At 70.9% G+C, this 12,385-nt stretch carries 15 protein-coding genes; 13 read left to right on the top strand and 2 right to left on the bottom strand.

All coding sequences use genetic code 11. The features are described 5' to 3' along the window. The first annotated feature begins 452 nt into the window (after positions 1 to 452). From HY703_07540 to HY703_07480, 13 genes are all read left to right on the top strand, one after another. The gene (locus tag HY703_07540) at positions 453 to 1,661 is read left to right on the top strand and encodes a 2,3-bisphosphoglycerate-independent phosphoglycerate mutase (protein ID MBI4545029.1); all 1,209 of its coding nucleotides are present in this window, start codon (positions 453 to 455) and stop codon (positions 1,659 to 1,661) included. Positions 1,662 to 1,667: 6 nt separating this feature from the next. Then, positions 1,668 to 2,510, top strand: a complete 843-nt coding sequence (locus tag HY703_07535) for a tetratricopeptide repeat protein (protein ID MBI4545028.1) — start codon at positions 1,668 to 1,670, stop codon at positions 2,508 to 2,510. A 19-nt stretch (positions 2,511 to 2,529) separates the two neighbouring features. Then, on the top strand, positions 2,530 to 3,120 hold the full coding sequence (locus tag HY703_07530) for a YdcF family protein (GenBank protein MBI4545027.1): 591 nt from the start codon (positions 2,530 to 2,532) through the stop codon (positions 3,118 to 3,120). Between the two features lie 75 nt (positions 3,121 to 3,195). Next, a complete protein-coding gene (locus HY703_07525) occupies positions 3,196 to 4,470 on the top strand; it encodes an insulinase family protein (protein ID MBI4545026.1) in 1,275 nt (424 codons plus the stop codon). A gap of 128 nt (positions 4,471 to 4,598) precedes the next feature. Next, positions 4,599 to 5,837, top strand: a complete 1,239-nt coding sequence (locus HY703_07520) for an insulinase family protein (protein MBI4545025.1) — start codon at positions 4,599 to 4,601, stop codon at positions 5,835 to 5,837. 40 nt (positions 5,838 to 5,877) lie between these two features. Continuing rightward, positions 5,878 to 6,504, top strand: coding sequence for an NUDIX hydrolase (locus HY703_07515; protein ID MBI4545024.1), 627 nt, complete (start codon positions 5,878 to 5,880; stop codon positions 6,502 to 6,504). 239 nt (positions 6,505 to 6,743) lie between these two features. Continuing rightward, complete coding sequence (locus HY703_07510) at positions 6,744 to 7,379, top strand: sigma-70 family RNA polymerase sigma factor (protein ID MBI4545023.1); 636 nt, start codon at positions 6,744 to 6,746, stop codon at positions 7,377 to 7,379. A gap of 197 nt (positions 7,380 to 7,576) precedes the next feature. After that, positions 7,577 to 8,317, top strand: coding sequence for a hypothetical protein (locus tag HY703_07505; GenBank protein ID MBI4545022.1), 741 nt, complete (start codon positions 7,577 to 7,579; stop codon positions 8,315 to 8,317). 10 nt (positions 8,318 to 8,327) lie between these two features. Then, on the top strand, positions 8,328 to 9,347 hold the full coding sequence (holA, locus tag HY703_07500) for a DNA polymerase III subunit delta (protein ID MBI4545021.1): 1,020 nt from the start codon (positions 8,328 to 8,330) through the stop codon (positions 9,345 to 9,347). Further along, positions 9,344 to 10,186, top strand: a complete 843-nt coding sequence (locus HY703_07495; GenBank protein ID MBI4545020.1) for an SPOR domain-containing protein — start codon at positions 9,344 to 9,346, stop codon at positions 10,184 to 10,186. The genes holA and HY703_07495 overlap by 4 nt, the downstream gene beginning before the upstream one ends. 153 nt (positions 10,187 to 10,339) lie before the next feature. Further along, on the top strand, positions 10,340 to 10,936 hold the full coding sequence (locus tag HY703_07490; GenBank protein MBI4545019.1) for a response regulator: 597 nt from the start codon (positions 10,340 to 10,342) through the stop codon (positions 10,934 to 10,936). Positions 10,937 to 10,984: 48 nt separating this feature from the next. Next, positions 10,985 to 11,302, top strand: a complete 318-nt coding sequence (locus HY703_07485; protein ID MBI4545018.1) for a hypothetical protein — start codon at positions 10,985 to 10,987, stop codon at positions 11,300 to 11,302. A gap of 161 nt (positions 11,303 to 11,463) precedes the next feature. Further along, positions 11,464 to 11,643: a hypothetical protein gene (locus HY703_07480; GenBank protein MBI4545017.1), complete on the top strand. Its 180-nt coding sequence runs from the start codon at positions 11,464 to 11,466 to the stop codon at positions 11,641 to 11,643. Between the two features lie 2 nt (positions 11,644 to 11,645). Here the strand turns inward: HY703_07480 and HY703_07475 are convergent, their stop codons facing one another. Next, entirely contained in the window at positions 11,646 to 12,251 is a 606-nt protein-coding gene (locus HY703_07475) for a hypothetical protein (protein MBI4545016.1), read from the bottom strand. Continuing rightward, positions 12,248 to 12,385, bottom strand: a 138-nt coding sequence (locus tag HY703_07470) for a hypothetical protein (GenBank protein MBI4545015.1), incomplete at its 5' end; no start/stop codon positions are given. The genes HY703_07475 and HY703_07470, both read right to left, overlap by 4 nt.

Here is a 12,385-nt window from a genome sequence, read left to right as displayed (position 1 = left end):
TCAAGGAATGGCGAGCTGCGCCAGCCGCGCGTAGCTCAGGCTGTCCGCGACGCCGGTGGGTTCGCCGGCTTCCCGGCCAGGCGCAGCCTCCGATCCGCCTCGGCCGAGGCGCGCCAGGCCGGGTCGCGGCGCACGCGCTCGAGCTCCTGGGCCGTCACGGTGGGAGAGCCGTAACCGTGAACGAGCCTGCCCAGGCCGGGACATTCACCACCAGCCGCAGCTCACCCGCCGGGGCACGGTGCCTCAGCCGCTTCCATATCGGCCCCAGGGCGCCGGCCGCGACTACGCCCAGTACAGCAAGTGCGAGGAGGCCTCGCCTGTTGCGCACGGTCGTAACCTCCGGCCAGAGGGCTACTTCCAAAGGGTTTTAAGGGAAGCGACGTACCCCGGCCCTTGCCCCTGCCCTTGCCCTCCTCCATATCTACCGCGGCCAGCCGCACGGGAGGGTAACAATGCCGATGGTTCTGCCGGACGACCTGGTCGAGCACGGTGAGACCAGGATCGTGTTCGTGGTGCTGGACGGGCTGGGTGGGCTGCCGGACCCGGAGACAGGCCGGACCGAGCTCGAGTCTGCGGCCACGCCCGGGCTGGATGCCCTGGCCCGATCCGCAGCGCTGGGGCTGCTCGAGCCGGTGGCGCCCGGGATCACGCCGGGCAGCGGGCCGGGCCACCTGGCGCTCTTCGGCTACGACCCCCTGCGCTGGAGCATGGGACGGGGCGTGCTCAGCGCGCTGGGGGTCGGGTTCGAGCTGCGCGAGGGCGATGTCGCCGTCCGGCTGAACTTCGCCACACTCGACGGGGATGGGCTGGTCGTCGACCGGCGGGCGGGGCGCCCGTCGGATGAGGAGTGCCTGCGCCTGGTGGCGAAGCTGAGGGTTGGGGTGCAGGCGCCGGCGGGCGCGGAAATCTTCTTCGAGCCGGAAAAGGAGCACCGCGCCGCGCTCATCCTGCGGGGCGAGGAGCTGTCCGCTGCGCTGTCGGACACGGACCCGCAGGAGACGGGCGTGCCGCCGCTGCATGTGCGGCCACTGGCGGACGGCGCCGAGGCGACTGCCCGGCTGGTGCAGGAACTGCTGGACCAGGCGCAGAGCGTGCTTTCGGACGAGCCGCGGGCGAACGCCGTGCTGGCCCGCGGCTTTGCCGCGCACCAGCGCTACCCGTCCCTCGCCGATCGCTACAAGCTGCGGGCCGTGGCGCTGGCACGCTATCCCATGTACCGCGGTGTGGCGCGGCTGCTGGGAATGGACGTGCAGCCGGTGCCGGAATCGGATGAGGCTAGTGTGGCCGCACTCGAGCAGCAGTACAGCGGCTACGACTTCCACTTCCTGCACTTCAAGGCGGCCGATGCCCGGGGGGAGGACGGTGACTTTGCCGCCAAGGTTGCAGCCATAGAGGCCGTGGACCGTCTGGTGCCGCGGATCCAGGCGCTGCGGCCGGACGTACTGGTCGTGACCGGCGATCATTCTACGCCCGCGCGATATCGCGCACACTCGTGGCACCCTGTGCCGGTGCTGCTCGCCTCGCGCTGGGCGCGCGGCAGCGATGCGCACGCCTTCGGTGAGACCGCGTGCCGCTCGGGTGAGCTGGGATTGTTGCCCGCACACTACCTCATGACCGTGGTGCTGGCGCACGCCGGTCGGCTGGCGAAATTTGGAGCCTAGTGGCGAATGACCGAGCTGGAGCAGGTGCTGAGCCGGGCGCTGGCGCTGGGGGACGAGGGGCGCTGGCACGAGATGTCGGACCTCCTGCTCGAAGCGCTCGAGGCCGAGCCCGAGGACCCCTACCTGCTGGGCTGGCTGGGCCTCGCCGAGCGGGAGATGGGCAATGAGGGGACGGCGTACGAGTACTTCCGCCGCTGCCTGGCCCAGGATCCGGCGGACCCCCACCTGCTGGCGCTGGCCGGCTCGGGACTGGCCACCTTCGATGACCCGGACGCGGAGGCGGCGCTGCGCGCTGCAGCGCTGACTGGTCCGGACGTGCCCATGGCCCGGCTGCAGTACGGCTCCTACCTCGCCCGCGAGGGGCTGTTCGAGGAGGCGATGCACCACCTGCACGCGGCGCTGGAGCTCGCGCCGCAGGATCCCACTGTGCACGGCGAACTGGGGATCGCGCTGGCGCTGAAGGGCGAGCTCGAGGCGGCCGCGGAGGAGCTCGAGGCCGCACTCGATCTGGCGCCGGATGACGCCTGGACCCGCCTGCTGCTCGGGCTCATGTACGCGGAGCTGGACATGCTCGAGGCAGCAGCCGAAGCGCTCATCCAGGCGGCCGAAGAGCGAGGCGACGATGCCGAGGCGCATATCCTGGCCGGGCTGGCCGCTGCGGTGGTGGGGTGGGACGCTGCGGCTCAGGCCGCGCTGGCGCGGGCGGCTTACGTGGCTTCGGGAAGCGACGTCGCGCTCATGGAGGAGGCGGAGGAACGGCTCGCCCGCGGGCCCGAGGCCGCGCGCAGCATGCTGCTGGACGACCTGGGCCCCTCCGTGCTGCGCGAGCGGCTGACGCAGCCGCTGTAGCTGCAGCCCTTGCGCATCCGTGCGAACCCTGCTCCAGGCGGTCGTTTCGCTGCTGGGGGCGATTCTCGCCCTCTGGCTCGCTACCGTGGGGCTGGTGCTGCTGGCGGGCGCGCGGCCGCAGCTCCGGCGCGCCGACGCGATTCTGGTTCTCGGCGCTGCACAGTACAATGGTCAGCCTTCACCGGTGTTCCGGGCACGCCTCGATCATGCGCTGGCGCTCTACCGCGGCGGGCTGGCCCGCCGGCTCGTGTTCACGGGCGGGGTGGGCTCCGGAGACACCCTGAGCGAGGCCGAGGTGGCCAGACGCTACGCCACCGCGCGCGGCGTTCCGGATGCCGCCATCCTGGTCGAGCGCCGCGGCCTGACTTCGGCCGAATCCGTCAGCGCGGCGGCCGCCCTCATGCGCGCTCAGGGGCTGCACCGCGCCCTGATCGTCAGTGATCCGTTTCACATGCTGCGCCTCGAGCTGCTGGCGCGACGGTCCGGCCTGCGGCCGTACCGCGCGCCCACGACCGGGAGCCCCATTACGCGGGCGCGCGGCACGCGCTGGCGCTACGTGCTGCGCGAGAGCGTGGTCTTCCCGGCTGCCGCCCTGCTGGGCAGCCGCTGAACGCGACGCTGCGCGGCCGGCCCGCCGCTTGCACCGAGCCGCCGCGCTTCCACTCGCCGGAGGCCAAACGTTCGAGTGATCCACGTCCCCTACTACCGGCTGCGGCTGGACAACGGCCTGCGCGTCGTGCTCTCGCCCGACGCGACGCAGCCGGTGATCGCCATCAACATCTGGTACGGCGTCGGCTCGCGTGATGAACAGCCAGGCCGCACCGGGTTTGCCCACCTGTTCGAGCACATGATGTTCCAGGGCTCGGCGCACGTGCCGGAAACGGCATACTTCGCCTACCTCGAGAAGGCGGGCGGCACGGCGAACGGCTCCACCTGGTTGGACCGGACGAATTACTACGCGCTGCTGCCGGCTCACTACCTGGAGCTCGGCTTGTGGCTCGAGGCCGACCGCATGGGCTGGCTGCTCGCGGCCATGACGCAGCAGAAGTTGGACAACCAGCGCGAGGTAGTGAAGAACGAGCGCCGCTGGCGCGTCGACAACCGGCCGTACGGCGATTGGGACGAGCGGCTGCAGGCGCTGCTGTATCCGCCGGAGCACCCCTACCACCACCCGGTCATCGGCTGGATGCCTGATCTGGATGCTGCCCGCCTGGAAGAGGTGCAGCAGTTCTTTCAGACCTACTACTCGCCGGCCAATGCCGTGCTGACGCTGTGTGGCCATTTTGATCCGGACCAGGCGCCGGCGCTGATCGAGCGATATTTCGGCGAGATCCCAGCCGGGCCGGCCGTGCCGCCCGTGCCCGGGACGACCGGACTGCCGCCGCGCCTGGGCGCCGAGGTGCGCCAGGTCGTGGAGCAGGACGTTTCCGTGCCGCGGCTGTACCTGGCGTACCGGATCCCGCCCTATGGCACGGGCGAGTTCTACCCGGCGGCCGTGGCGGCGCACGTGCTCGCCTGGGGCAAGGCTTCACTCCTCTACCGCCGGCTGGTTCGAGAGCGGCAACTGGCGCAGGACGTAGCGGCGTATGCCTTCCCGGTGGTGGTGGGGGCCGGAATGCTGGTCCTCTGGGCCACGGCGCGGCCGGGTGTCGACGCTGCGGTCCTGGAAGCGGCGCTGCTCGAGCAGGTGGCTGCGCTGCGCGAGCTGTCTGCCGCGGACGTCGAGCGCGCCGCGCGGCTCATCCAGGCACGGCAGCTCCGCGAGCTGCAGCACCTGGAGGAGCGGGCGGACCAGCTCTCGATGTTCACCATGCTCTTCGACGACCCTGGCCGGATCAACACGGAGCTGGACCGGATCCTGGCCGTTGGACCGGAGCACGTCCGCGAGTTCGCCAGCAACCGTCTGGGCGCGGACAACCGCGCGGCGCTGCTCTATCTTCCTGTCGGGGGCCGAGCGTGAGGGGGCTGGACCGCACGGCGCCTCCCGTCCCGGGGCCCATCCGGCCCATGCCGCCCCCGCAGGTCCAACGGCTGGGGCGGCCCGCAGGTGCGGCGGGTATCTCCGTCGTCGCCGCGCCACACGGAGCCTTGCCGCTGGTGACCGCAGAATTCGTCCTGGACGGCGGCGCGGCCGCCGAGCCGGCCGGGAAAGCAGGAGTAGCACGGCTCACTGCCCAGGCTCTGGAAACGGGTACGCGCACGCGCACGGCCGAGCAGGTGGCCTGGGAACTCGAGCACCTGGGGGTCGAGCTGGAAAGCCGGGTGACGTGGGATGCGGCCCTGCTCTCCATCACGGTGGCGCGGGAACGGCTCGATCCCGCCTTCGCACTGCTCACCGAGCTGCTGCTCGAGCCCGGATTCCCTGCCCCCGAGGTCGAGCGGCTGCGCCAGGAGCAGATCGCCGCGATCCTGAAGCGGGGCAAGGAGCCGGGCGCACTGGCCAATGACATGGCGCTGCGATTCATCTACGCGCCCAGCAGCCGCTACGCCCAGCCGCTGCTGGGAACGAGGGCCAGCCTGGAAGACGTGGGGCCGCCGGACCTCGAGGCGTTTTACCGCAGCCGATACCGCGCCGGGAGCGCCGCCCTCGTTCTTGCCGGTGATATCGACGCCGCCGGCGCGGAACGGCTGGCGGCCCGCTATCTCGGCCACTGGAGCGCCGGGCCGCCGCCGGCGCTCGAGCTCGAGGTGTGCCCCGCCACGACCCGCACCACTATTTTCGTCGTGGACCGGCCCGGCTCGGTGCAGTCAGAGATCCGCATCGGGCGCATCGGCGTCGAGCGGCGGCACCCCGACTACTTCACGCTCCAGGTCCTGAATGCCCTGCTGGGCGGCATGTTCACTTCGCGGCTGAACCTGTGCCTGCGCGAAAAGCACGGCATCACCTACAGCGCCCGCAGCCGCTTCGCCTTCCGGCGCGGTGCCGGCCCATTTCTCATTGATGTGGCCGTCGCAACACCCAGCACGGGCCTGGCTGTCCGGGAAATCCTGCGCGAGCTTTCCGTGCTCTGCCAGGAGACGCCTGGCGAGCTGGAAGTCGCTGCCGCACGCGATTACCTGGCTGGCGTCTTCCCCCTCGAGCTCCTGACCGCCGAGCAGATGGCCGAACACGTCGCCGAGCTCGTCATCTTCGACTTGCCGGACGACTACTTGCAGCACTACCGGGCGCACATTGCCGCCGTCCAGCCTTCGGAAGTGCACCGGGCGGCGGCGCAGCACCTGCACGCCCCGGGCCTGGCCATCGTCATTGTGGGCGACGCCGCTGCCGTGGCCACCGGGCTAGAGGAGCTGGGCGCCGGGCCCGTCGAGATTGTGCAAACCGATTGATAAACTTGAAGTTAGCAGCAAAATTCCCCATCCTTAGACCATGGATGAGCGACGTCGCGCCCCTGGCCCCCGGAACGCGCCGGAGCCGGCAGCCGTAACCGCGCCAGGCGGGGAACCAGGACTGCTGGCCAGCCGTTTGGTCTATGACGGGCGCATCGTGCGCCTCGTGCTCGACACGGTGCGCTTCCCGGACGGGTCCACGGGAGAGCTCGAAGTGGTCCGTCACTCGGGGGCCGCAGCAGTACTCCCGCTGCTGGATGAGGCGGCGGCGTCCGATCCCCGGATCCGTTTGCTCCGTCAGTATCGCCACGCCGCCGACGGCTCACTGATCGAGGTGCCGGCCGGCCGGCCGGAACGGCCGGGGGAGGCTTGGGAGGCGTGCGCGCGACGGGAGCTCGAGGAAGAGGCAGGGCTGGTGGCCGAGAGGCTGGCGTTCCTCACCACGATCTACACCACGCCGGGGTTCACGGACGAGCGGATTCACCTCTTCCTCGCGGAGCGCGTCTCACCCGGGCAGACTGCGCGCGACGACGACGAGTTCATCGAGTTCGTCGATATGCCGCTCTCTCGCGCGCTCGAGTGGATCCGGGACGGGCAGATCGTGGACGCGAAGACGATCTGCACACTGCTGTACGCGTCCCGCTACATTCTGACGCGTCTGCGCTAAAAACTGTACACTTTGCATCCCGCCCCTGTCCTCCGGCGAGGACGAGCGGGGAGGCGGACGGGTGGCGGAAAGATCGGGCAATGGCGGCCGGACGCCTTGCACGGCAGGGGTTTTTGGTGAGACGGGTGGCGCGCCCTGGGGGTGGTATGGAACCTGCGCTCCTGGCGAGCCCGGGGCCGTGCAAACGGACGCGGCGTCCACACGCTCCGCGCGGTCCTCCCGCCCTGAATGGGGGTACCATGGTTGATGTGATGATTGGCGCGGCCAAGGCCCAAAGCGGCTCTCGAGCGCGGCCCATTCGGGAGCTCGATGACAGTGGCCTGGTGGCCGCGTTCCTGGGCGGCGAGACGCGCTGCTTCGGCGAGCTGGTAGAGCGCTACCACCAGCGGCTGCTGAATTTCATTTACCGCACGATCGGCGACCGGGACCGGGCGGAGGACCTGGTGCAGGAGACGTTCATCCGCGTCTACCGGCATCTGCACCGCTTCGACCAGTCCAAGAAGTTCTCGACCTGGGTGTACACGATCGCCGGCAACCTGGCGAAGAACGAGCTGCGCAACCGGTCGCGCAACCCGCTGGTGCTGTTCCAGACGATCCGCAAGAATTGGGAGTCGGACCACCGTCCCCTCGAGTGGGAGGACAACACCTACCGCCCCGATGATCTCTACCGCAAGCGCCATCTGAAGGAGATCGTCGAGAAGGCCGTTGCCCGGCTGCCGGAACATCATCGCGTGGTCTTCGTGCTCCGGGAGATGCAGGGCAAGACGTACGAGGAGATCTCTGAGATCACGGGCGTGAACCTGGGTACGGTGAAGAGCCGGCTGAACCGCGCGCGCAACAACTTCGCGCAGATCATTGCGCCCATGCTGGGCTAGTGGTCCAGTTCACAAGTACGGTGCCGAATGCCGCCGTCCTTGTGAATTCGACCACCAGGCCTCCCCTCCCTTCCACCCGATCGCGGCTTGCCTGGCTAGCGCCGTGGCAGCGATGGAACCCCCGGGCCCGTGCGGCAGTAGTACGGGCGCTGCGGACACGGCCGGAACCCGGGAGTTGGACGGGACGTACCACACGCATGACATGCGATCAGTTTCTGGCCCGCCACTCTGAGTATCTGGACGGGCTGATGGATCCGCTGGACGGCGCGCGCTGGCGAGAGCACGCGGACGACTGCGCCGCTTGCGGGCGCTATGACAGCGTGGTGCGCGAGGGTTTGCGGCTGGTGCAGTCGCTGCCCGCCGTGGAAGCTTCGGGCGATTTCGAATGGCGGCTGCGCCATCGACTGTTGCACCTGGAGGACGAGTCGTGGCCGCCGCCGCGCGGCTCCGGCGGGAATTCGGCGGTGGCACTGGTCGTAGCGGGGGTGCTTGCGGTCATTGCCTGGACGCCGCTGCTGCTGCGCGAGGCCGTTCCCCTTCATATTGCCGATCTCCAGCGTGGTGGGGTGGGCCTCTTCTTCCCTGCCTTGCTGGACACGGGCGGGGCGGGCGGTGCACCCTCGCCGCTTTCGGGCTGGGGCACCAGGGTCTGGGACACGCCAGAAGAGTCTCCGGTCTGGCGCTCCGGCGCCGCCGGGCGGGCCGCGGAGTCTGCATGGGACAGCAGGCTGTTCGGCCCGCTCTGGGCGGGCCGCACCAACGGGCGCCCGCCAGCACAACCCGGAGACCCAACCTCGTCCTTCTTCTTCCCCTCGCTACTGACAACCAGTCTCTCGGCACCCGGTCCTTTCTCCCCGCTGCTGGTCGGTCCGCCGCCGTTCCGCCCTGCGGAGTGGCTGCAGCGCAACGCCTGGGCGTCTGACACGCGGGCGCGGTAGAGGCGCCTCCATGCCGCTCCTGGCTCCGGACGCGCTGGCCGAGGCCCTGGCGGCCGGGCGCCGGGGCGGCGTGTTTTTCTTGTTCGGCGAGGAAGAGTTCCTGAAGGAGGAGGCGGCGGCCCGCATTGTCGGGGCCCACCTCGATCCAGCCATGCGGGACTTCAACCTCGACCAGTTTCATGGCGCCGAGCTGGAAGTGGAGAGGTTGGGCTCGGTGCTCGGCATGCCGCCGCTCATGGCGGAGTGGCGGGTGGTGATCGTGCGGGAGGCGCAAGCGCTGGCGGGGCTCCCTCGGGTGCGGGAAATGGTCGAGGCGCTGCTGGACCGGCCCGCCCCAGGCCTCGCACTGGTGCTGCTCGGGCGCATTCCGGCGGGCAGCCGGGCGCAACTATACGAGCGCCTGAAGCGGAGGGCGGTCGCCGTCGAGTTCCTGCCCCTCGGGCCTGGGGAGACGCCCGGCTGGCTGATGGCGCGGGCGCAGGCGGAGGGTCTTGATCTCGACCCGGAGGCCGCCCGCGCTCTGGGTGTCGCCATCGGGCCCGAGCTGGGCGTCTTGCTGCGGGAACTGGACAAGCTGCGGGACTACGTCGGCGCGCGCCGCCGCGTGGGCGTGGCGGACGTCGAGGCGGTGGTGGGACGCCTGCCGCGGCAGAATCGCTGGGAGTGGTTCGACATGGTGGGCGGCGCGCGCTTCGCGGAAGCGCGCGCCGCCCTGCCCGTCTTGCTGGACGCGGGCGAGACGGGCGTGAGCCTGGTCACCGGGCTGGGTCTCCAGTTCCTGCGCCTGGCGCTGGCGGCACACGGCGGGGAGCGGGCGCTCGAGGCCGAGCTGCCGGCTGGCCAGCGCTGGCTGGCGCGGCGGCTCATGCCTCAGGCTCGGCGCTGGACGCCCGCGGCCCTGGATGCCGTGCTGGCCGACCTGCTGCGCGCGGACCGGCTGATCAAGTCCACCGGGGTGGGCGATGATCGCGTGCTGCAGGAACTCCTGCTGCGGCTCGAGGCGCACGCCCGGGCGGCGGACGCTGCATGAGGCGGCTCGCACTCCTGCTGGCTTTTGCCGCCGCCCGCCCGGTCGCCGCCCTGCCCCAGGCCGGCGCAGTCGAGCGGGCGGAGGCGCTGGCCCGGGCCGGCGACTACGCGGCCGCCCGTAGCGCGCTGGCGCGCTGGTGGCAGGAAGCCGCGGCCGCAGCAGCGCCGGCGGACGGGGGCCTCCACGCCCGCGCCCTGCTGCTGCGCGCCAGCCTCGCCACCGATCGCGACACCGCGCAGGCGGATTACCTCGCCCTCGTCCTCGGCTACCCGACCGCGCCTCAGGCCTCCGAGGCGCTGCTACGGCTGGGGCAGGGACTGCTTGCCGCGGGCGACACCAGTCGCGGCCTCGCCTACCTCGAGCGCCTGGCGGCAGACTACCCGCAGAGCCCCAGCCGCGCCGCCGGCCTGCTCTGGCTCGCCCGCGCCTACGCGGCCGGCCGCCAGGGCGAGGAGGCGTGCCGCGCAGCCGCGCGCGGGCTGGCAGCGCCTAGCAGTGACGCCGATCTGGTGACTATGCTGCGAGCCGAGGAGCGGCGGCATTGCCTGGCGGTGAGGCCGGCCCCCGCACCGCCCGCGCGCGCGGCAGCCGCCAGGTATGCGGTTCAGGCGGGCGCGTTCCGCGCGCGTGCCGGCGCGGAAAAGATCGCCAGCGAACTGCGCTCGGCCGGATTCGAGCCCCGGATCGTGTACGTCGCGGGTAGCGAGCTGATCCGCGTGCGCGTAGGCCGCTTCGGCAGCAGAGCCGACGCCGACGCACTGGCCCGCCGCATCAACGCCGCCGGCCTGGAGGGCTTCGTTGTCGCCGACGCCGGCGCCGAGCGTGCCCCAGTCCAGTAGCGCGAGGGCGAGGGCACGGGGAGTGGAGCGGCCGGCGCCAAAGTTGCGGCAGCCGCGGGGATCCAGTGGCTCCTCTCCGAAGTCCGGTGAGCAGTCGAATGCCGCCGGGATTTCGGTGACCAGCCACTAACGCCGATCCCCGGAGTCGGCAGAATGGCGACGCAGCTCAGGATTCTCGTTGCCGAAGACGAACCGCTGAACGCCCTCGCGCTCCAGGCGCAACTCGAAGCCCTGGGACACGAGGTCGTGGGTCCGGCCCGCAATGGCCGTGAGGCGATCGAGCTGGCCCGAACCCACTCCCTCGAGCTCGCCATCCTGGACATTCGCATGCCGGAAGTGTCGGGGCTGGAGGCAGCGCGCGAGATCTTCCGGATCACGCCCATCCCCATCCTGCTGCTCACCGGCTACAGCGACCCCGACTTCATTGCCCAGGCGACGCGCAGCCCCGTGTTCCATTACCTGGTCAAGCCGGTCTCGCTCGCAGACCTCGCCCCCGCCATCAGCGTGGCGCGGAACCGCTTCCAGGAGTGGCTCCATTTCACGGATGAAGCCGCCCAGATCGAGCGCGAGATCCGCGAACGCAAGGTCATCGAGCAGGCCAAAGGCATCCTGATCCAGGCCCGCGGCCTCTCCGAGGAAGAGGCCCTGGCGCTGCTCAACCGGGAGGCGGAAAACCGCGGCCTGCCCATGGCCGAGATCGCCCGCACCATCGTCGCCGCCCACTCCCTGCTCCGACCCGGCCAGTCCTGAACCTCCCGGACTTGTGCCGGCCTGCCCTGCCGCCTACTCTGTCCGCTCATGGCCGCGCCCCGCAACACGCCCCGCCAGCGCTACCTCGAATGGGTCGAGGAGCAGATCGAGGAACACAAGAGCAGGATCAGCAGGGACGAATTGCTGCAGATCGCCGACCAGGCGGTCCGCGAGCTCCAGCCCTCCACCGACGGGCAGTACCCCCTCACCGAGATCCTGCTGCGCGATGCCGTCGACTCGCTGATCTTCCGCCGGCTCGAGCTGCCCAGCTACCGCCGCTGGCTGCGCCTGTGTCGTTCTGACACGGGCGGCCGACCTGGGCGGGAGACAGAAGGGTGGCAGACGGCGGCGGAACAGGACGCGTAACCCACTGTCATCTCAGGAGATCGAGGTGCCGCTCGGGGTGTGGTACGTTACCTGCTCGGGGCGCGCCTTGGCACCCGGTGCGCCCTCGCATGGCGGACGGCCCGTGATGGCGGAGGCGATCCAGAAGCCGGGTGCGGGTGGCCTGTGCAGGGGAGTGTGCCATGGAGGTGTTGTCGCGGGAGCCGGAGTCGGCGGAGCGGCCGGAGGAGGCTTCGGGGATCGTGATCCTGGACCGGGGCGCGCCGCCTTCGCGCCCTGTTATTGCCGCGTTTATCTGGGGTGGCAAAGTGCGGCCGGTTCCGACGCTGCCGTACGGGCGCTGGAAGCCGGCGAGCGGCTGAAGCTAGGGGCGGGGCCGGATCAAGCCGAAGGCGCCGCTTCCCAGGTTGGCGGGCGCGGCCACCCAGATGCGGGCGCCCAGCCAGTCGCGAAGCGTGGCGGGCGCGTGCGCCAGTGGCAGTTTCCGTCCGTCGGCCAGGAGGAGTGCGAGGCCGGCGCCGTCTTCCAGCAGTATCCCATCGAAAGCTGCGGCGCCCTCCACCGCCCGGACGGCGAAGCTGTGCACCTCGAGCCGCCTGCTCCCGGCCGGCGGCGGCCCCTCGCCTTCTGTGCCTCGTTCCTGAGCCAGCATTTTCCCGGCGACCCATACTTCCGCGCCCGCAAGCCGCTTGAGCTGGGCAAGCTCAGGTCCCGCCAGCAGCACGGCGGCGCCGCCGTCTCTGGGCCGCAGCACCACCTGCGTGGCCGGCATCGAGCCGACCACCGTGATGGTGCCTCGCTGTGTGTCTACTGTAAGCCTGGGTGGCGCGCCAATGGGCGCCGGCAGCGGTGCGGCGGGCGCGGCGGGCGCGGCGGCCTCGGGCCGGGGGCGCGGCGCCGTCCGCCGTTCGCCAGGCGAGCAGCCGGCGGCGGCGAGGGCGAGCGCGCAGTAGAGGCGTAGTCGCATCACTGTACGCGCAAGACGGCGAGGCCGAGGCTCGAGGCGGGATCGCCGCCGCTGGGACTGCGCAGCTCGATCACCTGCGTGCCCGTCTGCGTGCCGGTCAACTCGAAGATGCTGGCGGTGCCGGCGCGGAGTTGGCC

This window comes from Gemmatimonadota bacterium, assembly GCA_016209965.1.
Lineage (GTDB): Bacteria > Gemmatimonadota > Gemmatimonadetes > Longimicrobiales > RSA9 > JACQVE01.
This window is presented reverse-complemented; position numbering and strand designations above follow the sequence as displayed.

Bases quoted from the DNA above. Each gene is read 5' to 3' on its own strand.
- HY703_07540 (MBI4545029.1), top strand. From the start codon at position 453: ATGCCGATGGTTCTGCCGGACGACCTGGTCGAGCACGGTGAGACCAGG.
- HY703_07505 (MBI4545022.1), top strand. From the start codon at position 7,577: ATGACATGCGATCAGTTTCTGGCCCGCCACTCTGAGTATCTGGACGGG.
- HY703_07510 (MBI4545023.1), top strand. From the start codon at position 6,744: ATGGTTGATGTGATGATTGGCGCGGCCAAGGCCCAAAGCGGCTCTCGA.
- HY703_07490 (MBI4545019.1), top strand. From the start codon at position 10,340: ATGGCGACGCAGCTCAGGATTCTCGTTGCCGAAGACGAACCGCTGAAC.
- HY703_07535 (MBI4545028.1), top strand. From the start codon at position 1,668: ATGACCGAGCTGGAGCAGGTGCTGAGCCGGGCGCTGGCGCTGGGGGAC.
- HY703_07480 (MBI4545017.1), top strand. From the start codon at position 11,464: ATGGAGGTGTTGTCGCGGGAGCCGGAGTCGGCGGAGCGGCCGGAGGAG.
- HY703_07485 (MBI4545018.1), top strand. From the start codon at position 10,985: ATGGCCGCGCCCCGCAACACGCCCCGCCAGCGCTACCTCGAATGGGTC.
- holA (MBI4545021.1), top strand. From the start codon at position 8,328: ATGCCGCTCCTGGCTCCGGACGCGCTGGCCGAGGCCCTGGCGGCCGGG.
- HY703_07495 (MBI4545020.1), top strand. From the start codon at position 9,344: ATGAGGCGGCTCGCACTCCTGCTGGCTTTTGCCGCCGCCCGCCCGGTC.
- HY703_07515 (MBI4545024.1), top strand. From the start codon at position 5,878: ATGGATGAGCGACGTCGCGCCCCTGGCCCCCGGAACGCGCCGGAGCCG.